The sequence below is a fragment of the Siminovitchia sp. FSL W7-1587 genome, assembly GCF_037963795.1.
Classification (GTDB): domain Bacteria; phylum Bacillota; class Bacilli; order Bacillales; family Bacillaceae_C; genus Siminovitchia; species Siminovitchia thermophila.
The window spans coordinates 3,872,506-3,895,481 of the sequence record NZ_CP150169.1; the positions used below are offsets into that span (position 1 = coordinate 3,872,506).

Here is a 22,976-nt window from a genome sequence, read left to right on the forward strand (position 1 = left end):
AAAAGAACTATGCTAGTCCTTCAGTATTAGGTCAAGCACGACACTTTTGGTAGCTCATAACTTTGTAACTTCCTGTTGTTAAAGCAGGTGGGGGAATGATTCGGAATGCCCCGAATCACCTTCGCCTATAAGAACCTATTTGCACTGATCGCAAAAAAGGGGGCTCTGACGGGAAGACTGGTGAAATAGATTGATAGGGTAATGGGCTGCAGTGGAGTAAGTACTCCTCATACGATCCCAAGCCGATTATTGAGGGGACAGCACGAAAAGTTCGCCTCTGAAATTGGATTTTTCAGATAGCAGTGGATTGATCCCGCTATCTGGACTTTCTTCTATGGGTTGCCAAAGTTGAATCATTGAACTGAAAGGACTACAAACTTACTTATGAGGAGCAGATGCTATGACAATTATTTGGATCATTATTTTGGTTTATATGTTAGGGATGATTGGGATCGGCTTTTATGCAAAAACAAAAATTAAAGACAGTTCAGACTATCATTTGGCAGGCAGGAGATTGGGGCCGGTCATGTTAGCCGGGACGTTGGCCGCGACTGAAATAGGTGGAGGAAGTTCTGTTGGCGTGGCGTCCAAAGCTTACGGGGAATGGGGGCTTTCAGCAGGTTGGTACGTTGTTTCAGCAGGGATAGCGATCATTTTAGTATCTTTTATCGCTCCTTACATGAGAAGGGCATTGGCTACCACTGTACCGGAAGTCATTGGAAGACGGTATGGCAAATCAAGTCAACTAATCGCCAGCATCCTTTCGTTAATTGCTTCTTCAGCCTTAACAGCAGTACAAATTACTGCAACCGCTTCCATCGTTCATGTCTTAACAGGCTTTGATGTAAAGTGGGCGATCATTATTTCTGGAGCAGTCGTTGTTTTCTATACATTTCTAGGCGGAATGTGGAGTGTAACATTAACTGATTTTGTTCAATTCTTCATTATTGTCATCGGTTTTGCAATTGCTGTGCCATTCGCTTTTTCGAATGCAGGAGGAGTTGAACATGTGATGAATCAATTGCCAAAAGAGCAGTTGGGGTTCACAAAAATCGGCTGGACAACCATTATAGGATTTATTGTTCTATACTTTATGACATTTTCAACTGGCCAGGAAGCAGTTCAACGTTATTATTCGGCCAGAGATGAAAAAACAGCAATTTGGGGCTCGGTGATGTGTGGAGTACTGATGTCTCTCTATGCTTTTATTCCAGCTGTGCTCGGATTAATTGGTTTAGCAACTTTTCCAAACATTGATGAAAACAGTGCGCTCGCTACGGTATCGACAGAATTGTTGCCTCCCGCGATTGCCGGCATACTTTTATCAGGTGTCATTTCAGCCACATTGTCTAGCGCATCTGGCAATTTACTAGCTGTTGCCTCGGTCTATATTAAAGATGTACACAGTTCCATTTTCAAAAAAGAGTTAAAAGATGAAGCAGAATTAACCGCTTCTCGTTGGATAGTGATCATTACAGGGATGGGCGCAATCGGGATTTCTTTATTCAGTCAACAAATTATCCCCCTTCTTGTTTTCGCATTTACGATTAGATCGACTGGCCCGTTTGCCGCCTATTTATTAGGGCTTCTAGTTGACAAAGTAACAAAAAATGCAGGGCTATTATCGATCATAATCGGTACAGCTATCGGAATTATCTGGGAGTATTTAGAGAATCCGTATGGAATTATGGCGGTTATCGTTGGAAGCGTTGCTAGCTTAATTACATTCTTGATCGTGAACAAAATCGAGTTAAAGCGGGGTGTGCCAATCGCTCCATCTCCCTACGTTGATAAATAAAAGGACTACTGCGCAACTTTTATAGCTGAATAAGCTAAGTATGGCATATTGAAAAGCATTTATTTAAACGGCAAATATACCTCACAGTTAAATCGTGAGACACGAACGATGTCAAACTTCTCTCTGAGTGCGTTTCCATTGCAGATTATGATGGATAAAAAATGTATACGATTGCTGCTTGTGATCACACATTTTATCTGATGTCATTGATAAAGCGGCTCGGTTTCGCAAGAAACATATTTTTTGCAATGTAAGGCGACTTTATTGGAAAGTACGACCACATAAATAATATTAACTCGATATAGCATGGAGTCAGCCAGAGGTAGTGCTTGATCCGACTATCACTAAGCAGGTTGTCGAGATGAACCATGGCATAGAAAGTGTCATTTTATTATTAGGAATATTCAAAATACCATAGATAACGAGCAAATATTCGAGGTAGTGAGTGTCCATGTGCCGGCGCTATATAATGCACAAAAATAATCCCCGTGTGTTTTTAGGCTTGTAAGCGGGGATTTTTCCTTTAGTAGTAACGATAATTGGACAATTCGGCGGGCTTTATTTCATCGTTTCCTTTTCAATTTGTCTTAGTTATTTTTTCTCGCTGTTGATATATGTAAAATGGTCTGGGTGCAAGAAACTTCCTGCAAGGTTTGCGCGCAAATAGGATAACGTTATGATTCAGCTTCAGGCAAGATGGCAAATGAGCGAACAGGGAACCCCGAGGCGTTTTCTGGTTTCGCTACGATGTTAAAAATATAAGCACCTTTGGCCGGAACTCGATCCAAATTGGCCATAAGCTCAATTTGGTAAGTGTCTTGATCAAGAACGTAATATTCTCCAATTAATGCGCCGTGTTTTTGGAGTTCCATAGCCGAGTCCGTGTCATATGTCTCATGGCCAATGGCTTGAATCTTTCTTTCTTCAAATAAAAACTGTAAGGCATCCATACCCCAACCGGGAATTTGATTATTTCCTTCCTCGTCTTTGTTATTGAAGGCATCTTTATCGGGCCAACGCTTGCTCCAGTCTGTTCTAAGGGCTACAAAGGTGTTTGGCTCAATTTTTCCGTGAATTTTTTCAAAAGCGAATAAGTCGTCGATGGATAAAGTAAAATGATGATTGTTTTCAACTTCTTTGGAAACGTCGATGACGATGAGCGGGAGAATAAGTTCTTTTAATGTAAGCTCGTGAATATAGCGAGTATCACGGATAAAATGAATGGGAGCATCAATATGAGTTCCATATTGACCGGCAAATGAAAATTGTTGTGCGAAAAACCCTTCATCATGGTTGAATAACGTTTCAAAAGTTGCGTCATTGAAAGCCTCAAAATGGGGTGTGTCGGGACCGAAAGCATGTGTCAGATCTACCCATTTTCTTTGTTTTATATATGAAATAGCTTTAGCTAATTCATGTGGCATAGTATTCCTCCTTTTTATCTCCGTAAAAAAACTTCCTTATATAAAACCAGCATCTTTTTATCTCTATAGAAGTTAGCCCCGTTTTTTCCAATCTGTTCTTTATAAGGCCAATACTGAGGATCAGATATTTGTTTTTTAATAACACAATAATTTCAATATTTTTAAAAGTAAAGCAGTTCTGGGTTGCAGTTTAATAAAATGATACATTACGATTTTAAGGGCCGGAGTAGGGCTAGAAAATGCTATACTTTTGCTTTTTTTTACAGTATAGTAAGAACGAATGTTCCGAGGGAGGGGAAGAAATGAAACTACCAAAACAATTACAGCCTTTTGCCAAAGAATTAGCAGAGAGCAAAAAGCCGAGTCTTATGATTCACGGGAAAACTCGAAGCACGACACCTTTGGAAAGTAAGTTCGGGGGGCGCCCGTATTGGCTTAAAAAGGAGCCTTATCCAACAGCCAAAAATGGAGATCCCTTGCGTTTGCTGGCGCAAATCAATTTTAGTGAAATGGAAGTATCAATCCCTGACTATCCAACGGCAGGCATTTTACAGTTTTTTGTTGCCGACGACGATGTGTATGGCTTAGATTTTGATGATATGACGAATCAAGATACATTCCGTGTCGTTTATCATGAAACAATTGAGTTTGATGAGTCGAAATGGATGACGGAATTTCCCGCGTTTAGTGATGACAGTTATTTTCCCATAGAAGGGGAATGTGTATTATCTTTTGAGCGTTCAGAAGAAATTGTGTCGGCTAATGATTATCGTTTCAACGCTATTACGAAAGTCGATGCCTTATTAGATCATGCAACAGATGAAGATGATGATATGCACGACGAGATCATGGATGCGTATTATGATATCGCGGATGGACAAGGTTCAAAGCTTGGAGGATATCCGTTTTTCACCCAAGAAGATCCAAGAGCGTACGGTGACTACCCAACTTTTGATACCCTCTTATTGCAAGTTGATACGGATGATGATTTGAACATTATGTGGGGAGATGCGGGAGTTGCAAACTTCTTTATTGCGTTGGATGACTTAAAAAAGCGGGATTTTTCCAAAGTGCTTTACAACTGGGATTGTCATTAAATATAAAATATGGCGCAGAATGCACTACTTGGGAAAAAAGAAGTAAAAGTCTGGCAACATGACTATTTTTGACAAAATATGAAATCTCGGGCTTGTCGTCTAGACAAGTCTTCCCCTTTCTTCATATATTATATTAACATTAGAAAGGGGGTTCTTTTATTATGGGTTCAAATTGCCATGATAAAAAAAGAGAAGAGACAATCGTTAGCCCTACTAAAAAAATTGTAAGAAGAAAAACAAGAAAACGAGTCAGAAAGCATATTCATCCAACTGAAGTTATAAATGTCAATAGAACGATTATTAGAAATGAACATTACTATCCGGTTTATGAAAGGGAAGTTAAAGAAACGATTGAAGAAAACTATAATTGTGGAAGAAATATAAAGAAGCCCAGATGCAGGCGATATTAGAATGAATGGCAACCATTGATGAAAACCGAAAGCGCTGTCCTGATTGAAAAAGGATGGCGCTATCTTTTTATAGCAGGGATAAAGGGAAGAAAGATTTGGCTTTAATAGAGTAGACGGATTGAAATGCTTAGATTAAAAGTGTGGAAAATAAAATGAAAATTCCCTGTTTTTTTGCGGTTGGGTCATTGAAATACGTGTTTTCGCCGCCAGTCGTGTCCCATCTTGGTCGCACTCTTTATGGATGCGTTAATTGAAATCGGACAAATTCTTAGCCTGTAACGATTACTACATCGAAACGGCAACTGTAGTAAAAAGTACAGAATTACTTGATGTAAGCCGCTACTTCTATAGTGGAAGACTTCCATATAAAACACGACTTAGCAAGTCTACGGACTTTTAGATACAATAAGGAAGAAGATTTTGTATATAGCGGGGTGAAAGGCATGGTGGTGAAGGTTGGATATATTGGTACGGCCCATTCCGTTCGGCGAATTAGGAAGTTGGCAGAATCCCTCCCTGGAATAAAGCTTATAACATATATTTATGAAACGCCAACGGATGTAAAAAAGTTGCATCAGCAAGCGACTCAAGAAACGGATGTTGTTTGTTTTTCAGGCATCGTTTCATATTATTATCGGGACAAGGCGCTGGAAGGAGCAAAGCCTGTTACATTCCCTCCTTTTCATGAGTACATGATCGTTGCTTCGATCATGAAATGCCTTTTACATGATAAGATCCATATACATGACATTTCCATTGATCTTCCAAATCGAGACGCATTGGAGCGCTTGTCGAAAGATATTGATTTTCAGTTGCATGATAAGCAAATATATGATTATCAGTGGATTTATGATGATGCCATCAGCAAGGATTTCAACTTTAAGGAGATAGCGAATTTTCATCTCGAACGATACAGGAGCGGCCAAACGAAGATGGCCATCACTAGCGTTCACTTTGTATATGATATGTTGAAAAAACAACATATACCCGTCATATATATGGTCGACAATGATCAAATTCAAGAAGAGGCATTATATGATGCCTATGAACGGGTCTTGTTTTCACGTCTTCAGGATGGAATGATTGCCGTGATGTATTTATCATTGCAAGATAACCGGCCTTTTTCAGAAAGCGACTATGATGTCATCTACTCCTACTTTCAACCGATGGTCAGTTTCCACCAAAGCAAGCGCCTTAAATTAAAAAATAAACATATGATCGTGTTGATTTCTACACGAGGATTTATTGAAAAAAATCTACTAGATCAAGTAAATAAGAACTGGCTAACGGAACTGGAAAGAAACCTTGATAAGCAGATTTATTTTGGTGTTGGCTATGGAAGACAGCTTATAGAAGCGGAAGAAAATGCCGGGCAAGCGGTGCAAATTGCTCTGAGTAAAAAGGAAGGCAATGGATACATACTGACTGAAACGAAAGAAAAAATCGGGCCTGTTTTTGGGGAAACGAAACACGAGAATATTCGGATGACTGATGAATGGATGCAACAAATCGCTCATGATATAAAAGCGAATATGAAAACATTGCAGCGCTTTTTCAGCTTTATGAAAACAATCGACTTTCAACCATTCACTGTCAATGAGCTGGCGGCTTATACACAAGTCTCCATTCGAACATCTGAACGGTTCGTGAAGCGGTTGTATGAAGCAGGATATATAGAACTGTATGGACAAGAGCAGAGTTATCATATCGGCAGGCCAAGACAAGTTTATATTCTCCGTAAACATATAGAAACGGCGCTGCGCAGGAGATTAGGGAATCTAAGCTAAAATGAAGATGGTTATGAGGGGCTGGGACATAAGTTGAAAAAGTGCATACGTTCCAAGCATTGCCTTCCCCCTTTCTTATTCCTTTATTCAAATGCGATAACGTTTCAATTGCTTGTTTTCGTTTTGGGGAAGTATGTGGCAGGAAATTTATTATTTCTCAAGTTGCACGATGTCTTGTTTTTTACTCAAAGACTCGCTCGGAATACATTCAAGTGTATGTTTCATACTTTGGGCGATTCAATTGTCAAGGAACAACGAGGGAGAAAATCGTTAAAGCGCAAGTGCTGTTTTATTTCATGCATAAAATTTTATTCTCGATTATTCATTACTTGATTCACTTAAAAAAGCATAAATGTAAGTCGACTTATTTGAGTAAAATATAAAATTGAGTGAATGGATCACGACTTCGTGATAAGATGAAAAGAGGTATGAATTGTTTGTATCGAGGGGGTATGTCAAGTGAGTGTCAGTTATCATAAGCTTTTTCACTTATTAATTGACAGAGGCATTACAACGATTGATTTACAAAAGCAAGCAGGCTTTTCTGGGAACATCATCACACGTATGAAAAGAAACCAATACGTATCGTTAGAAAGTATTGAAAAGATATGCCATGCCCTGCAATGTGGTGTAGATGATATTTTGGAATTCGATGTGGAAGAAGGAAAAGCTAAAAAATGATTGGAAGAAAAAAAGCTGATTAGACAAGTTGTTATTTATTAAAAAATAATGATATGACTAGAAGATTATGCAGCTTTCTGTATAGGGAGGATACATCATGATCACATCAGATGAAATTAAAAAAAGACTTTGGGACGGCGCCAATGAATTAAGAGGATCGATGGATGCGAGCCGATACAAAGATTATATGTTAGGTTTAATGTTTTATAAGTTTTTAAGTGATAAAACACTAGACACATTTAAAAAGACAAGCGGTATGAAGCAAAATGACGAGAAAGAAATTGTACAAGCTTATCGTGAAGCGTATGAACAATACGGTGAACAATTGGTATCAATGATTCGGAATGTGCTTGGTTATTATGTGTTACCTGACAATTTATACCAAACATGGTTAGAAGATATTCGAACAGGTGAATTTGAAGTTCAAAAAGTAACGGATAGTTTAAACAGTTTCGAACGAACGATAGCAGTCACTGGGGATTCGGATGACTTTAAAGGACTGTTTTCTAATTCCACAATTGACTTCACAGACACCGCTTTAGGAAGTAATTTGAATGAACGTAGTAAAAATATAAAATCGCTTATCTTACTTTTTGCTGATTTAAATATGGTTGCCTTACAAAAAGGTGATGTTTTAGGTGATGCATATGAATATCTCATTGGACAGTTTGCAATGGAGTCAGGAAAAAAGGCGGGAGAATTCTATACACCTCATCAAGTCAGTGAAGTAATGGCGCAAATTGTTGCGAAAACGTCAAAGATTGAGTCAATCTATGACCCGACAGTTGGTTCAGGCTCTTTATTGTTAACAGTTAGAAAGCATTTAACAGAAGATGCACAAAAAAATTTAACGTACTACGGACAAGAAAAAAATACTGCCACCTATAACTTAACACGAATGAACTTATTACTGCACGGTGTGCGTCCTGAGAAGATGACGATTCGAAATGGCGATACGTTAGCAGAGGACTGGCCTGAAGACCCACAGCGACCAAATGAAGGTATACAGTTTGATGCGGTTGTCATGAACCCACCTTATTCGGTAAAAAACTGGAATAAATCAGACTTAAAAGTAAGTGATCCTCGATTTGAAATCGCTGGCGTGTTGCCACCAGATTCAAAAGGAGATTATGCATTCCTTTTACATGGATTATTTCATCTAGGACAGCATGGTACGATGGCAATTGTTTTACCTCATGGCGTGTTATTCAGAGGTGGAACAGAAGGAGAAATTCGTAAACGACTAGTAGATAAAAATCGTATCGATACAATTATCGGATTACCCGATAAATTGTTTACAAATACAGGCATTCCCGTTGCTGTTATCATTTTAAAAAAGAATCGTAACATTGGTGATCCAGTGTTAATGATTGATGCATCGAAAGATTTTATAAAAGTAGGAAAGCAGAACGTCTTACAAGAAAAAGATATTGCAAAAATTGCCGATACATATACAGAGCGTAGAGAAGAAAAAGGTTATAGCCATTTAGCAACACGAGAAGAAATCATGAAAAATGAATATAACTTAAACATTCCACGCTATATTGAATCAATCGAAGAAGATATTCCGCACGATGTTGATGCGCACTTATTTGGTGGGATTCCACGTTCAAATATAGCTGAGTTAAAGGTTTTACAATCAACTGTTCCTATTATTTTAGAACAATCTTTGAAAGAAATTAGTGATGGCTATGTCGTATTATCAAGTTCGATCGATGAGATAACGAAGAATGTTTTAAATGATCCTCGTGTCATAGAGAAATCAGAAGAAATGGAAGTTAAAATAACGGCTTATATGAATAAGTATTGGCAAGCACTTAAAAATATTGAAGATGTAAATCAAATAGCAGAATTAAAAAATGAAATGCTGATCGAAATTAAAAACGTTTTATCCGAATTCAACCATGTTGATGTCTATGATGGATATCAAATTATTGCAGAAATTTGGAAAAATACATTGACAGATGATACTGAAATTATTGCATCTAGCGATTTTTATACAGCAGGTCGGACACGTGTGCCACGTATGGTAATAAAAGGTACAGGAAAGAAAAAACGTATAGAGCAAGATGGTTGGATGGGTAGTATTGTACCTAACACCTTAATTACCAAGCATTTATACAGTGGTGAGTTAGCAGAAATTAAAGCGAAGAAAACGAGATTACAAGAAATTGAAACAGAATTAGCTGACTTAGTGGAAGCTGCCAAAGTAGAAGGTAGTGAAGAAGAATTTGCATTAGGTGAAACATTAAATGATAAAGAAAATGCATTTCTTGTTGGATCTGTTAGAGCGGAATTAAAAGAAGCGAAAAAAGATACGGCAGAATATGCATTGTTAAAAAACGTAGAATCATTATTAAACGAAAAAGCCACATTAAATACTAAAACGAATAAATTAGAAAAAGAATTAAAACAGGCAACGGAAGAACGTATTTTAACATTAACGGATGACGAAATTGATCACTTAATGTATGAAAAATGGTTTGGAAATGTCCTAGAGAAAATGGTGCGTTTAATCGAAAACCCTTTAAAAGAGGAGTTACATACACTCGAAAGGTTACAAGAACGCTATTCAGAGACATTATCTGAAATGGAAAAAGAAAGTGAACGATTAGAAAAACAACTCGAAGCAATGATGCAAGAATTGGTGGTGAACGAATCGTGGAACAAAAGAAATTAGTTCCGAAAAGAAGATTTGCAGGGTTTGTGGATGAGTGGGAAGAACGGAAGTTAGGAGATTTGGCAGAAATTGTTCGAGGAGCTTCCCCAAGACCAATTCAAGATCCAAAATGGTTTGATAAGAAGTCTAATATTGGATGGTTACGAATTTCTGACGTAACTGAGCAAAACGGTCGAATTAGGTATTTGGAACAACGTTTATCAAAATTAGGTCAAGAAAAAACACGTATCTTAAATGAACCACATTTGTTATTGAGTATTGCCGCAACAGTGGGAAAGCCGGTTGTAAATTATGTAAAAACGGGAGTACATGATGGATTTTTAATTTTTAAGAATCCAAAATTTGATCGTGAGTTTTTGTTTCAATGGTTAGAGATGTTTCGGCCAATGTGGAATAAATATGGACAACCTGGAAGTCAGGTTAATCTTAATTCTGATATAGTAAAAGAACAAATAATTGTTGTGCCAAACCTAGAAGAACAAAAGAAAATAGGAGTATTTTTCAAAAGTATTGATACCATGATTATGAATCACCAACGCAAGTTAGAAAAAACAAAAGAAATAAAATCTGCTTATCTTGCTGAAATGTTCCCTGCTGAAGGCGAGCGATTGCCAAAAAGAAGATTTGCAGGATTTACTGATGAATGGGAAAAGTGGAAGTTGGGAAATTTGGCAGAGATTGTTAGGGGAGCATCCCCAAGACCAATTCAAGAACCAAAATGGTTTGATAAGAAATCTAATATTGGGTGGTTACGAATTTCTGACGTAACTGAACAAAACGGTCGAATTAATTATTTGGAACAACGCTTATCAAAATTAGGTCAAGAAAAAACTCGTGTTTTAAATGAACCACATTTGTTATTGAGTATTGCAGCAACCGTAGGAAAGCCAGTTGTTAATTATGTGAAAACAGGAGTACATGATGGATTCTTAATTTTTATGAATCCAAAATTTGACCGTGAGTTTATGTTTCAATGGTTAGAGATGTTTCGACCAATGTGGAATAAATATGGACAACCTGGGAGTCAGATTAATCTTAATTCTGAAATAGTAAAGGAACAAATAATTGTTGTGCCAAACCTAGAAGAACAAAAAAAAATAGGAGCATTCTTCAAAAGTATTGACACCATGATTACGAATCATCAACGTAAACTAGAAAAGTTACAAGCGTTAAAACAAGCGTATTTACATGAGATGTTTGTGTAAAAAGGAAGTGAAATAGATGAGCAATGCACCAAAAAACGCTGCTGAGAAGACGTTTCAAGAGAAGTTTGTGGAACGATTACAGAAGTATAAATGGGAAGCGCCTGAGGAACTGAATGGAAATAAACAAAAGGTAACCGTTCAACATTTAATTAACCATTGGCGTAGTGAGTTAAATCGCATCAATGTTGATCAATTAGAGGGTGTTCCACTAACAGATAATGAGTTTAGTCAAGTGATGGCACAGGTCAATCAAATCGCTAATAGTTTTGAAGCAGCAAAACGATTAGCAATGGAAGGATCAAAAGGTAAGATTGATGGCATATATCGTGATAATCACCCTGATGTGACGAGAGAGCAAATTACATTAACGATTTTTAAAAAGGCGGAAGTACGTGGTGGGGATTCCAGTTATCGAATTGCAAGAGAAGTAGAAACGGCGAACGGCAATCGCTTTGATCTTGTTCTCCTTATCAATGGATTGCCTTTAATTAATATTGAGCAAAAGCGTACAGATAAAACATTAGACGAAGCATTTCGACAATTTAAACGGTATTACCAAGATGGAGAGTATACACATAACTTCATGGCATTCTCACAAATGATGGTCATTACATCAGAAATTGCAACACGCTATTTTGCGACACCAAAAACGGTGCATGATTTTAACCCGAGTTTTGTTTTTCATTGGGCAGATGAAAACAATCAAGCCGTTAATAATTGGGAAGAAGTCATTAGCCAATTTTTAATGATTCCGATGGCACATCAAATGGTTGGTGACTACTTAGTCATTGACGAGGCGCGTGAAGAAGAGAATAGACGGCATATGCTTATGCGCCCATATCAAGTGCATGCGTTACAAGCTGTTGAAGGAGCTGCATTTGGTTGGGATAATGAAGATAAAATACCCCATGGTGGATTTGTTTGGCATACAACAGGGTCTGGGAAAACAATCACAAGTTTTAAAACAGCTCTATTCCTATCAACTCGTGCAGGATTCGATAAGGTCGTTTTTCTCGTGGATAGAAGAGAGTTGGATAATCGCACGAGTGAAAACTTTAAAGCGTACGCAGCATATGAGTCAGTTTCTGTCGACGATACGAAACATACGTATCAACTAAAAAAAATACTAAAATCACCCAACAATGGTATTGTCGTTACGACAACATTTAAACTAAATAGTCTAGTAAAAGAATTAATGGATACACAGGATAATAGTTTAGCTGAGAAGCGAATGGTTTTTATTGTCGACGAAGCACATCGGACGACGATGGGACAAATGATGGGAACGATCAAGCGTTATTTTAAGAAAAATAGCTTGTTTTTTGGCTTTACTGGAACGCCTCTTTTTGATGAAAATAAAGTAAGAGGAAAAATTAATGAAAAAAGCGAAGTTATTAATACAACAGAGAAGTTATTTGGGCCATTATTACATCAATATACGATTGATGAAGCAATTGCTGATAAAAACGTGTTAGGTTTTCATGTCGATTATATTAATACAGGTGAATTTAATAGCTACGATGAATTAAGAGAACAAATCATATCTGAAATGAAAAAAGAGCAACCCAATGTAGCAGAAAGAGAAATCGAGCGTCTTGTATTTGGTTGGTCTGAATTAGAAGTTGAAAAGCAAGCAAAACGAAGAGGTATTCTTGTTTACCATGATGAAACGCATATTCCACGTGTTGTTGAAGAAATATTAAGTAATTGGGAGTCTCAATCACAAGGTAGGGAGTTTAATGCAATTTTAACCGTTGCTTATAAGAAGCGGGTAATCGCTTATTATCATGAATTTAAAAAACAGATGAAAGAAAAAGGAATATCATTGAATGTGGCGATGACGTTTAGTTTCGGTAATGAAGATGACCCTAAACCGTTAGATCCGCTTATTGTAGAAGAGATGTTTCAAGATTATGCTGCATTTACAGGAATCGAATTTGTTGTAGGAGACAAAAAACATGGTGAAGATGCTTATTTTGAAGATGTTGTAGAACGAGCGACACGTGGAGGCAGTGGACGTAATCCTAAAAATATCGACCTTGTCATTGTAGCAGACCAACTATTGACAGGATATGATTCGAAACGTCTAAATACACTCTATGTTGATCGTTCACTCGAATTACAAGGGCTAATTCAAGCTTACTCGCGAACGAATCGTGTATATGGGCCTAATAAAGAATTTGGAACGATTATCAATTTTCAATATCCTAGAATAACTGAGGAAATGGTAAATCAAGCACTAACGTTGTATGGAAGTGGTGGCAAGAGTAGTAAGGCGATTGTTGAGCCATATCAAACAGCGGTTGAAAAATTAGCAATAAAAATAAGTGAAATGATTACAACTCTACCTGACCCAACGAGCTGGCAAACAATTGAACATGATGAAGAGAAGAAAGAAGCATTTATTCTTGCTTATAAAGATGCAGCTGAACAACTTCATTTAGTTCAACAGTATTATGAATATAAATGGGATGACGATGCTTTTGGAATTGATGAGCATACGTGGTTGCGCTATGTCGGTGCGTATAAAAATCTTACGTGGGAACCAGGGAACCCAGCGTCTCCTACACCTGCGAATGTGCTTGTCGGAAAAACGAAACTCGCAGGTACACAGGTGATTGATGCAAATCATATTTTAAATTTAATAGGTTCAAAAACAACGTCATCTAATGGAAAACAGACGGTAGATACAGAAACATTGCGAATCATTTATCAGCAAATCAATGAATTAAGTAATATGGGAGAGCATGAACAAGCCCAATTATTAAAAGAATTTGTAATGGAAGAACTTGAACCTGGTAACATATCAAGTGAGATTAACTTTGATGATGCATTTGAAAATTGGAAAAACAATAAAAAGAAAAAGGTTATTTATGAAATATCTAAAGAATGGGGATTAGATTGGACGGTTTTCGAAAAGTCAGTAGATGCATATTCAAGTGCAAGTCCTGATGAAATTCCTTTTATTGACGATTTAATGGAAAGCGTAGATTTTGAAGCCGCAACAAATAAAAAGGCGAATGATCAATTACAACATAATCTAGCGTTAACACCATACCTTTCTAAAGTCATTCCAGAAATTAAATTAAAATATAAGTAATAAAGAAGTGTTAACTTGTTGGCTATTTGCATACTAAAATTAAATCATGTTTAAATGTATTAAATGAAAAACGACCCTATAAAAAAATTAATCTTAAATAGGGTCGTATTTTTATATCCGCATGAAGCTGTCATTTCCCGTTATTTTATGCGAAACACTTGGTGAATTAGCATTCGGAGGTGTTTTATGGCTAAATATAGATAAGGAATTAAAATAAAGCTTGTCATCGAGTATTTATAAGGCAACCAAGGATATGAATCATTGGCAAAAAATATAATATGGGTAGCCAAGCATCAATAATTGAATGGATGCAAGTCTATAATTCTCAGGGAATGAATGGGTTACAGCGAAGAAAAAAAAGGAGTTAGTATCCTATCCAATTTATGTTAAAGACAGGTACTAAAAATTGACCAACAAGGACACACTAGTCCGGTATTTGAAGCAGATGATCAATCTAAATGGTCAAAAGCCATTGACAAGCAACAAAGTTTATTATAGTTTGTTTTTATATTAGCGACATCAAAACGACATTTATTTGAAAGCGATGTCAAGAAGGAGAGATACAAATTGAAAATAACCAAAGCAGAAATTTTCCAAATTGATTTACCCTTAAAAGAACCTTTCATCATTTCGTACGCTTCTTATCATTCCATGCCAGCCATCATCATAAAGTTATATACAAGTGAAGGAATTGTGGGTTATGGAGAAAGTGTTCCCGATGAACATGTGACGGGAGAATCGGTATATAGTGTATTTCACGCGTTAAAACATCAACTACTTCCGGCGGTGATGGGAGAGGATCCGAGAAACATTCGGGAAATTCACCAAAAAATGAACACCGCATTGGTGCGAAATGGTGCGGCAAAAGCGGCGATTGATATTGCCTGTTATGACATTTTGGGAAAAGTCAGTCAATTACCTGTTTATATGTTGTTAGGAGGAAGGAAAAAAGAACAGCCGTCTATTCCGAAAGTATTGAGTATTTTAGAACCAGAAGAAGTTGCCCAACAAGCGTTAAAGGCGAAAGCGGAAGGGTATCGAGAAATCAAGATGAAGCTTGGTATTGACCATGAAAAGGATATTGCAAGAGTCGCAGCTGTCAGAAATGCGGTTGGCGAACAGGTGCTCATTCGTTTAGACATTAACCAAGGATGGGAAAGTGTGCAAAATGCCCAACAAATGATGCGAAAGTTAGAGCCATTTAATATATCTTGGGTGGAACAGCCTATCGCCGCGATGGATGTATCTATGTTTAGAAGTTTAAAAGAGAAAAGTACGATACCGTTGATGGCCGATGAAAGTATGGTAACGGCACAAGACCTAAGGACTTTGACGGAACATCGCTCTGTTGATTATATAAACATCAAATTAATGAAGAGTGGTGGAATCTATCCGTCTTATAAACTCGCAACTCAAGCTGAGTTATTCGGAATGAAGTGCCAAATCGGATCGATGGTTGAATCTAGCATTGCTTCTGCAGCAGGATTTCACGTGGCGCTGGCAGGAGAAAATATTGTGTCTACGGAGCTATCCGGGCCTACCAAGTTTACGATTGAACCGGGGAATTTGCAATACTCTTTGCCACACGTAAATATAACTGATCATCCTGGATTAGGCATCTCTGTCGATGAGGACATCATTGAAAAACTATGTATAAAAAAAGAGGGGTTGACAGGCTAGTATGAAAGAAAAAAGGTGGGTCATCCCACATACGTACGCCATTATTTTTACCATTATTCTGATCGTTGCGATGGGCACATGGCTGATACCGGCGGGAGAGTATGAAAGGCATGAAATTGATGGAAGGCAAGTTGTAGTCGAGAATAGTTTTCATTATGTGGAAAAAAGTCCTGTATCCTTTTTTGAGATTTTCACATCCATTCCACTAGGTATGGAAAAAGGAGCAACCATTATCTTTTATATTTTTTTAGTGGGTGGAGCGTTTGGAGCAATCCAGGCAACTGGCGCAATCGATTCAGGCATTCACAAGCTTGTGTTGAAAATGGGAAAAAATGAAAAATTTTTAATACCTGTCGTCATGCTTATCTTTTCCATTCTTGGTTTCACTACTGGTATGGCGGAAGAGTCCATTATTTTTGTTCCGATAGGAATCGCCATTGCAAGGGCTTTAGGTTATGATGCCGTCGTTGGAACAGCAATGATCTCTCTGGGAGCTGCGAGTGGATTTATAGGCGGAATGATGAATCCGTTTACAGTAGGGGTGGCCCAAGGTATAGCTGAAATCCCTATCTTTTCAGGGTTTGCGTTTCGGGCAATTGTTTATATTTTTATACTGAGTGCCGGTATCATGTATGTCATGCGTTATGCAAGCAAAGTAAAAAAAGATACATCACATTCGGTTATGTATGAGGTAGAGCAGCAAGTTAGTACAGTTGATAAGAAAGATATTCATTCGGGTTTTCAAGAAAAATTTACGAAAAGACATATGCTTGTTCTTTTTACATTAGCTGGCGGGATCGGCATTAATATGTACGGAGTATTCAACTGGGATTGGTTTTTAAATGAATTGGCGGCTTCTTTTATTGTGATTGGGCTTATTGGCGGTATGATAGGCGGATTAGGAATCAATAAAACCTTTTCCTCTTTTGTAGAAGGCATGAAATTGGTTGCTTTTGGAGCATTAATCGTGGGTTTTGCCCGTACGATTCTTGTTGTTATGGAAAATGGCGTCATTATTGATACAGTCATTCATTACCTCGTCAATATCATTTCCGGTTTGCCGGCAACATTGAACGTTATCGGCATGTATGTGTTCCAGATTTTCCTGAATTTCTTTATTCCGTCGGGCAGCGGACAAGCAGCAACAACGATGCCTTTAATGGTGCCATTAGCCGATTTGTTGGGAATTGAACGGCAAGTAGCGGTATTGGCATTTCAATATGGTGATGCCATCAGCAATTCAGTGATTCCAACATCCGCAGCATTGATGGGCTACTTGGCAGTTGCGGGAATTCCGTACGACCGTTGGGTCAAGTTTATCTGGAGACTCATTATCATTTGGTGGGCAATAGCCGGAATAGGATTGGTTATGGCAGTATTGACAGGTGTAAAATAACAAAAATACAGCAAATAAAAAAATGGAGTGATTCGGTTTTGGAAAGAAAAGAAATGTACGCGTTATGGGAGCACTTGCATGCAAATCCGGAAGTGAGCTGGGAAGAAAAGGAAACATCGGCTTATTTAATCAAGTTTTTTGAAGATCATGGATTTCGCCCGGTCCCATTCGCATCTATACCAGGTTTTTACGTAGATGTGGGAAACGGCAGTCCAAAAATAGGACTGCGCGCCGATATGGATGCTTTGCTGCAAGAAGTGAACGGACAATTGCAACCGAATCATTCTTGTGGCCATGACGCTCATATGGCAATTGTTACCGCGGTTATGCTCCGCTTAAAAAAAGTAGAGTCAAAGCTATCTGGAACAGTTCGGGCTATCTTTCAACCGGCGGAAGAGCTTGGCAATGGTTCTGTCAAAGTAGTTGAAGCAGGGTGCGTTGATGACCTTGATTACTTATTTGGAATCCATCTTCGGCCTCAAAATGAATTGCCATACCCACATTGTGCTCCCGGGATTCAGCATGGCGGATGTGTCTTTATCAAAGGGAAAATAAACGGAGCGGACCATCATGGAGCAAGACCGCACGAAGGGGTAAATGCAATTGAAGTAGGCCATGCGATCCAACAGCAGATTAAGGACATTCATACATCCCCATTAGTGCCGGCAAGTATTAAAATGACTAACTTTCATGCAGGAACAGAAAATCTGAACATCATCCCGGGAAAAGCAACATTTGGATTGGATGTCCGCGCGCAATCTAACACAGTCATGGATGATATAAAGAAAAAACTGACCAGGATTTTCACGCATTTAGAACAAATTTATAACGTGCCGATAGACATTGAATTCGTTGATGATGTTCCGGCAGCTATCATCCACCCTGAAGCCGAGCAAATAATGGGTCAAGCCATTATAAAAGTGTTGGGCAATGGCAACTTTGTGCCGGCCATTGAGACATCGGGATCAGACGACTTTCATTTTTATACTTTGTTAAGACCGGATATGAAAGCGACTATGCTCGCTCTGGGAGCCGATGTAAAGCCCGGCTTGCACCATCCGAATATGACCTTTAAAAAAGAAGCAATGGAAAATGGTGTAGAAATACTCACAACGGCATGTTTACTGTCTTTAGAAAGAAATGGAGAAAAACGGAATAACTGAGTAGCAGGGGAATGAGAAAAGAATAAAGCTTATGACTCCAACAGATCAGTGTTCATATGAAAAAATAGATTTTACGATAAATGGTTCCCTCATGTACTAGAAAAGTACAGAATCATAGAGTTTATTTAGGGTAGCCTATTCACTTTTTTTCCAACAAATTTATGAGACGGACACATCAGGAGCTGCTAGTGTTAATCTCAAATTATTGCCATTTAAACGCTTGCCAGAGGACTTTTATCCCTTTTCAACTTTAGAAAATGACAAGGTTGAACGCAATTTTTGCTGGGGAAAATGGAAATGGCCGCTCAAAAAATCTTTCTACAAAATGCTTCAATCATCTTTGTGCTGAAAAATAGCTTGTTTGAGTATTGCTTCCCTAATTTGTATTTCTGTAGTATGCGGGGCTAAAATACACTTATGGATTACTGATTATGGATAGAAATAGTACAAAATGAGGCTCAGATCGAAGCCTGAAAAATGAAAACACCGCATGAAATCATATTTAAAAGCTTGACTTCATGCGGTTTTATTTTCACGACTTGACTAATATCAACTCTTGCGACTTTTATGGATTATCATCTGCTTTTTTCGCTTAACTCTCGAATTCAGGGAAATACTCTCCACTTTTGGATTTACTCTCGACTTTTATGAATTACTTTCCGCTTTTTCGCTTAACTCTCGGCTTTTGTGAATTACTCTCCACTTTTAGATCTACTCGCCGATTTCGGGTTTTCTAGTTTTACTCTCGACTTTTGGGCTTAGTGAAGGTAAAATCTCTATTGGCTATATGGTTTAAACAAGTAACGATTATGATAGATTACTTAAAGTTCTATTTAATCATAATCCCGCCATCTCTAATTAGCCCCTAAATGAACTTGGACAATAAGGGTAAAAAATAATATACTGCTTAATGTACCAAGGAGGCTAACAACATGACACGAAACAAACACTCCAAGGAGTTTAAATTACAAGTCATCAAAGAGGCCCAGGAGACAGGCAATAACAGCCTTGTTGCCCGCCGTTATGAACTGAATTCCAACATGGTATGCCGTTGGGTGCGGGAATATAAAGACGGAAAATATGGTGATGTTGATGTCGCTGTTTTACCAGATTTTGACCCGAAAGAAGTATCCAAGGAAAATGAAAAGCTTAAAACATTGCTTGGTGAAAAAGACCTTGAAATCGCGATTTTACGCGACATTATAAAAAAGAAAAACCCTCACTTGCTGAAAAAATTGAAGTAGCCGACCACTGGATTCAAAAAGGCTATTCTATTTCTAAGGTGCTAAAGGTCATAGGGATCGCTCGTTCCACCTATTATTACCAAAAGAACTACCGTGTGGAAGAGAAAAAAGTGAGTGAGGGACGTCCAGCACCAGGTTATTCCTTCACAGAAGACGGACGAAAAGTATCAGACGAACAAATCAAAGAATTCCTTCTGGAGGAAATTGCAGGCGATGGCTTCAACTATGGCTACCGCAAACTGACTAAGAGGCTTCGCCGCGAATATAGCCTTGTCATCAACAAGAAGAAAGTCTACCGGTTGTGCAAAGAGCTGGGTATCCTGCGTCCACAACGCAAAAAGAAGACCCAACACCCTAGGAAACTGGCACGAAACCGTACGATAACAGACTCAAACCAACTATGGGAAGCGGATATCAAATACGGCTACATCGAAGGGGAAGACCGGTTTTTCTTCGTCATGTCCATTATCGATGTATATGACCGTGGAATTGTCGCCTATCATAACGGATTAAGCTGTACAGCTAAAGATGCCGTCCAGGCACTTCAACAAGCATTGTTAAGACGCCAACAATTCAACGCAGCGATCAAACCAGTGATCCGAACAGACAATGGGCCACAGTTTGTTTCCCATACTTTTGAGGAATTTTGCGAAAAATACCATATGGAACATGAAAGAATTCCGCCAAGAACGCCGAATATGAATGCCCATATTGAATCTTTTCATCGAATTTTTGAAGATGATTGCCTCTCAAGGTGGCAGTTTGAAACCTATGCGCAAGCCTATGAAGCTGTCACGGATTTTATGGTCTTCTACAACGAAAGACGGATGCATTCAAGTATTTTGGACCTATCACCTCAGGAGTTTTACGAACAAAATAAGCATCATAAATTGGAAATCAAAGAGGTTCGCGTGTGATCGATTTGAGGGAGTCAGGGCCGATAGGAATCCTAGTCAGGCTACGAAAGGAGCCACAGCGCAGCTGCTTGCCATTTACCGCAGCGCCCGATTCTTAGTAGGCGGTGGAAGGGGTCGGGGCCCCGCCAACGAATACTTAGAATCGACTTGTCCGTGTTACCATCTGTTGCAGGCGAGCCTCTAGGCTTTTATTTTCGCTAACCTGCATGGATACCGCTACACGGACAAAAGCAAGGTCAATGGTGGCGGACAAGAAGCACAGAATCCAAAATCAAGAAATAGAGAGCTATTTTAAGAAAAAGATAGATTAAGAGTAACCATGTCCAAAATACGGGGGTTAATCCGATCTTTCGTTTTGGCTGAAAGGATATTTGATCCATCGCCGATCATATGTGTTTTTTTATCATATTTTGGTAATGTCACTTCGATATCTTCACCTTCTGTTATGAATTGAAGTGATGTTGGCGATTTTAGATAGTCGATACTAATATCTCCAGAAACACTTTTTATATTGAGATTTGGCTGTTCTGTTGCCTCTTTCAATTCGATATACCCATCCGACGTTTGTATCGTATGCGCTGTTCCGGTGCTTTTTTTTATGGCGATATCACCTGCATTTGTTTTAATATTCAAGTTTTCCAGAGCGCTTTTAGCGATTGTCACATTCCCATCATTCGTATGAAGTTCAGCATTTGAAGTGGAAAGGTTTTTTAAATAAGCCATCCCTGAAGATGTTTCAACTTGTACTGTATCCAAGGCTACATCTTCCATGGCGACATCTCCATACGGATTAACCCCCGTATTTTGGACATGGTTACTCTTAATCTATCTTTTTCTTAAAATAGCTCTCTATTTCTTGATTTTGGATTCTGTGCTTCTTGTCCGCCACCATTGACCTTGCTTTTGTCCGTGTAGCGGTATCCATGCAGGTTAGCGAAAATAAAAGCCTAGAGGCTCGCCTGCAACAGATGGTAACACGGACAAGTCGATTCTAAGTATTCGTTGGCGGGGCCCCGACCCCTTCCACCGCCTACTAAGAATCGGGCGCTGCGGTAAATGGCAAGCAGCTGCGCTGTGGCTCCTTTCGTAGCCTGACTAGGATTCCTATCGGCCCTGACTCCCTCAAATCGATCACACGCGAACCTCTTTGATTTCCAATTTATGATGCTTATTTTGTTCGTAAAACTCCTGAGGTGATAGGTCCAAAATACTTGAATGCATCCGTCTTTCGTTGTAGAAGACCATAAAATCCGTGACAGCTTCATAGGCTTGCGCATAGGTTTCAAACTGCCACCTTGAGAGGCAATCATCTTCAAAAATTCGATGAAAAGATTCAATATGGGCATTCATATTCGGCGTTCTTGGCGGAATTCTTTCATGTTCCATATGGTATTTTTCGCAAAATTCCTCAAAAGTATGGGAAACAAACTGTGGCCCATTGTCTGTTCGGATCACTGGTTTGATCGCTGCGTTGAATTGTTGGCGTCTTAACAATGCTTGTTGAAGTGCCTGGACGGCATCTTTAGCTGTACAGCTTAATCCGTTATGATAGGCGACAATTCCACGGTCATATACATCGATAATGGACATGACGAAGAAAAACCGGTCTTCCCCTTCGATGTAGCCGTATTTGATATCCGCTTCCCATAGTTGGTTTGAGTCTGTTATCGTACGGTTTCGTGCCAGTTTCCTAGGGTGTTGGGTCTTCTTTTTGCGTTGTGGACGCAGGATACCCAGCTCTTTGCACAACCGGTAGACTTTCTTCTTGTTGATGACAAGGCTATATTCGCGGCGAAGCCTCTTAGTCAGTTTGCGGTAGCCATAGTTGAAGCCATCGCCTGCAATTTCCTCCAGAAGGAATTCTTTGATTTGTTCGTCTGATACTTTTCGTCCGTCTTCTGTGAAGGAATAACCTGGTGCTGGACGTCCCTCACTCACTTTTTTCTCTTCCACACGGTAGTTCTTTTGGTAATAATAGGTGGAACGAGCGATCCCTATGACCTTTAGCACCTTAGAAATAGAATAGCCTTTTTGAATCCAGTGGTCGGCTACTTCAATTTTTTCAGCAAGTGAGGGTTTTTCTTTTTTATAATGTCGCGTAAAATCGCGATTTCAAGGTCTTTTTCACCAAGCAATGTTTTAAGCTTTTCATTTTCCTTGGATACTTCTTTCGGGTCAAAATCTGGTAAAACAGCGACATCAACATCACCATATTTTCCGTCTTTATATTCCCGCACCCAACGGCATACCATGTTGGAATTCAGTTCATAACGGCGGGCAACAAGGCTGTTATTGCCTGTCTCCTGGGCCTCTTTGATGACTTGTAATTTAAACTCCTTGGAGTGTTTGTTTCGTGTCATGTTGTTAGCCTCCTTGGTACATTAAGCAGTATAT

The 22,976-nt window shown here is 38.7% G+C and carries 15 protein-coding genes; 12 read left to right on the top strand and 3 right to left on the bottom strand.

The window, feature by feature from the left end:
* Nucleotides 1–400 precede the first annotated feature (400 nt).
* Entirely contained in the window at nt 401–1,798 is a 1,398-nt protein-coding gene (locus tag NST31_RS18245; RefSeq protein ID WP_339162474.1) for a hypothetical protein, read from the top strand.
* A 674-nt stretch (nt 1,799–2,472) separates the two neighbouring features.
* On the opposite strand, the gene NST31_RS18250 is transcribed toward NST31_RS18245, so the two are convergent.
* Nucleotides 2,473–3,222 (bottom strand): cyclase family protein, encoded by a 750-nt coding sequence (locus NST31_RS18250; protein WP_339162475.1) that lies wholly within the window; start codon nt 3,220–3,222, stop codon nt 2,473–2,475.
* Nucleotides 3,223–3,524: 302 nt separating this feature from the next.
* Between NST31_RS18250 and NST31_RS18255 the strand changes: the two genes are divergently transcribed.
* The 11 genes from NST31_RS18255 to NST31_RS18305 all read left to right on the top strand — a co-directional run bounded on the left by NST31_RS18255 (nt 3,525) and on the right by NST31_RS18305 (nt 20,582).
* Complete coding sequence (locus NST31_RS18255; RefSeq protein WP_339162477.1) at nt 3,525–4,319, top strand: YwqG family protein; 795 nt, start codon at nt 3,525–3,527, stop codon at nt 4,317–4,319.
* A gap of 161 nt (nt 4,320–4,480) precedes the next feature.
* Nucleotides 4,481–4,729, top strand: a complete 249-nt coding sequence (locus tag NST31_RS18260) for a CotD family spore coat protein (protein WP_077111194.1) — start codon at nt 4,481–4,483, stop codon at nt 4,727–4,729.
* 443 nt (nt 4,730–5,172) lie between these two features.
* Nucleotides 5,173–6,516, top strand: a complete 1,344-nt coding sequence (locus NST31_RS18265) for a hypothetical protein (protein WP_339162479.1) — start codon at nt 5,173–5,175, stop codon at nt 6,514–6,516.
* 459 nt (nt 6,517–6,975) lie between these two features.
* Entirely contained in the window at nt 6,976–7,197 is a 222-nt protein-coding gene (locus tag NST31_RS18270; protein WP_339162480.1) for a helix-turn-helix transcriptional regulator, read from the top strand.
* Between the two features lie 97 nt (nt 7,198–7,294).
* Entirely contained in the window at nt 7,295–9,877 is a 2,583-nt protein-coding gene (locus NST31_RS18275; protein WP_339162482.1) for a type I restriction-modification system subunit M, read from the top strand.
* Nucleotides 9,859–11,082, top strand: coding sequence for a restriction endonuclease subunit S (locus NST31_RS18280; protein ID WP_339162484.1), 1,224 nt, complete (start codon nt 9,859–9,861; stop codon nt 11,080–11,082). The genes NST31_RS18275 and NST31_RS18280 overlap by 19 nt, the downstream gene beginning before the upstream one ends.
* 16 nt (nt 11,083–11,098) lie before the next feature.
* Complete coding sequence (locus tag NST31_RS18285) at nt 11,099–14,182, top strand: HsdR family type I site-specific deoxyribonuclease (protein WP_339162486.1); 3,084 nt, start codon at nt 11,099–11,101, stop codon at nt 14,180–14,182.
* A gap of 567 nt (nt 14,183–14,749) precedes the next feature.
* Entirely contained in the window at nt 14,750–15,862 is a 1,113-nt protein-coding gene (locus NST31_RS18290) for a dipeptide epimerase (protein ID WP_205178355.1), read from the top strand.
* Nucleotide 15,863: 1 nt separating this feature from the next.
* Nucleotides 15,864–17,258: a TIGR00366 family protein gene (locus NST31_RS18295; RefSeq protein ID WP_339162487.1), complete on the top strand. Its 1,395-nt coding sequence runs from the start codon at nt 15,864–15,866 to the stop codon at nt 17,256–17,258.
* A gap of 38 nt (nt 17,259–17,296) precedes the next feature.
* The gene (locus NST31_RS18300) at nt 17,297–18,421 is read left to right on the top strand and encodes an amidohydrolase (protein WP_339162489.1); all 1,125 of its coding nucleotides are present in this window, start codon (nt 17,297–17,299) and stop codon (nt 18,419–18,421) included.
* Between the two features lie 932 nt (nt 18,422–19,353).
* A protein-coding gene (locus NST31_RS18305) for an IS3 family transposase (RefSeq protein ID WP_212951973.1) occupies nt 19,354–20,582 on the top strand; the annotation gives its coding sequence in 2 pieces (ribosomal slippage) (nt 19,354–19,642 and nt 19,642–20,582; 1,230 coding nt in all).
* A gap of 291 nt (nt 20,583–20,873) precedes the next feature.
* Here NST31_RS18305 and NST31_RS18310 read toward each other — a convergent pair.
* Together NST31_RS18310 and NST31_RS18315 are read right to left on the bottom strand one after the other, a co-directional pair.
* Complete coding sequence (locus NST31_RS18310; RefSeq protein WP_339162491.1) at nt 20,874–21,353, bottom strand: DUF4097 family beta strand repeat-containing protein; 480 nt, start codon at nt 21,351–21,353, stop codon at nt 20,874–20,876.
* A 360-nt stretch (nt 21,354–21,713) separates the two neighbouring features.
* Nucleotides 21,714–22,942, bottom strand: a protein-coding gene (locus NST31_RS18315; RefSeq protein ID WP_212951973.1) for an IS3 family transposase whose coding sequence is annotated in 2 segments (ribosomal slippage) — nt 21,714–22,654 and nt 22,654–22,942 — 1,230 coding nt in all. Because the reading frame shifts where the segments join, the coding sequence is not laid out codon by codon here.
* Nucleotides 22,943–22,976: the final 34 nt, after the last annotated feature.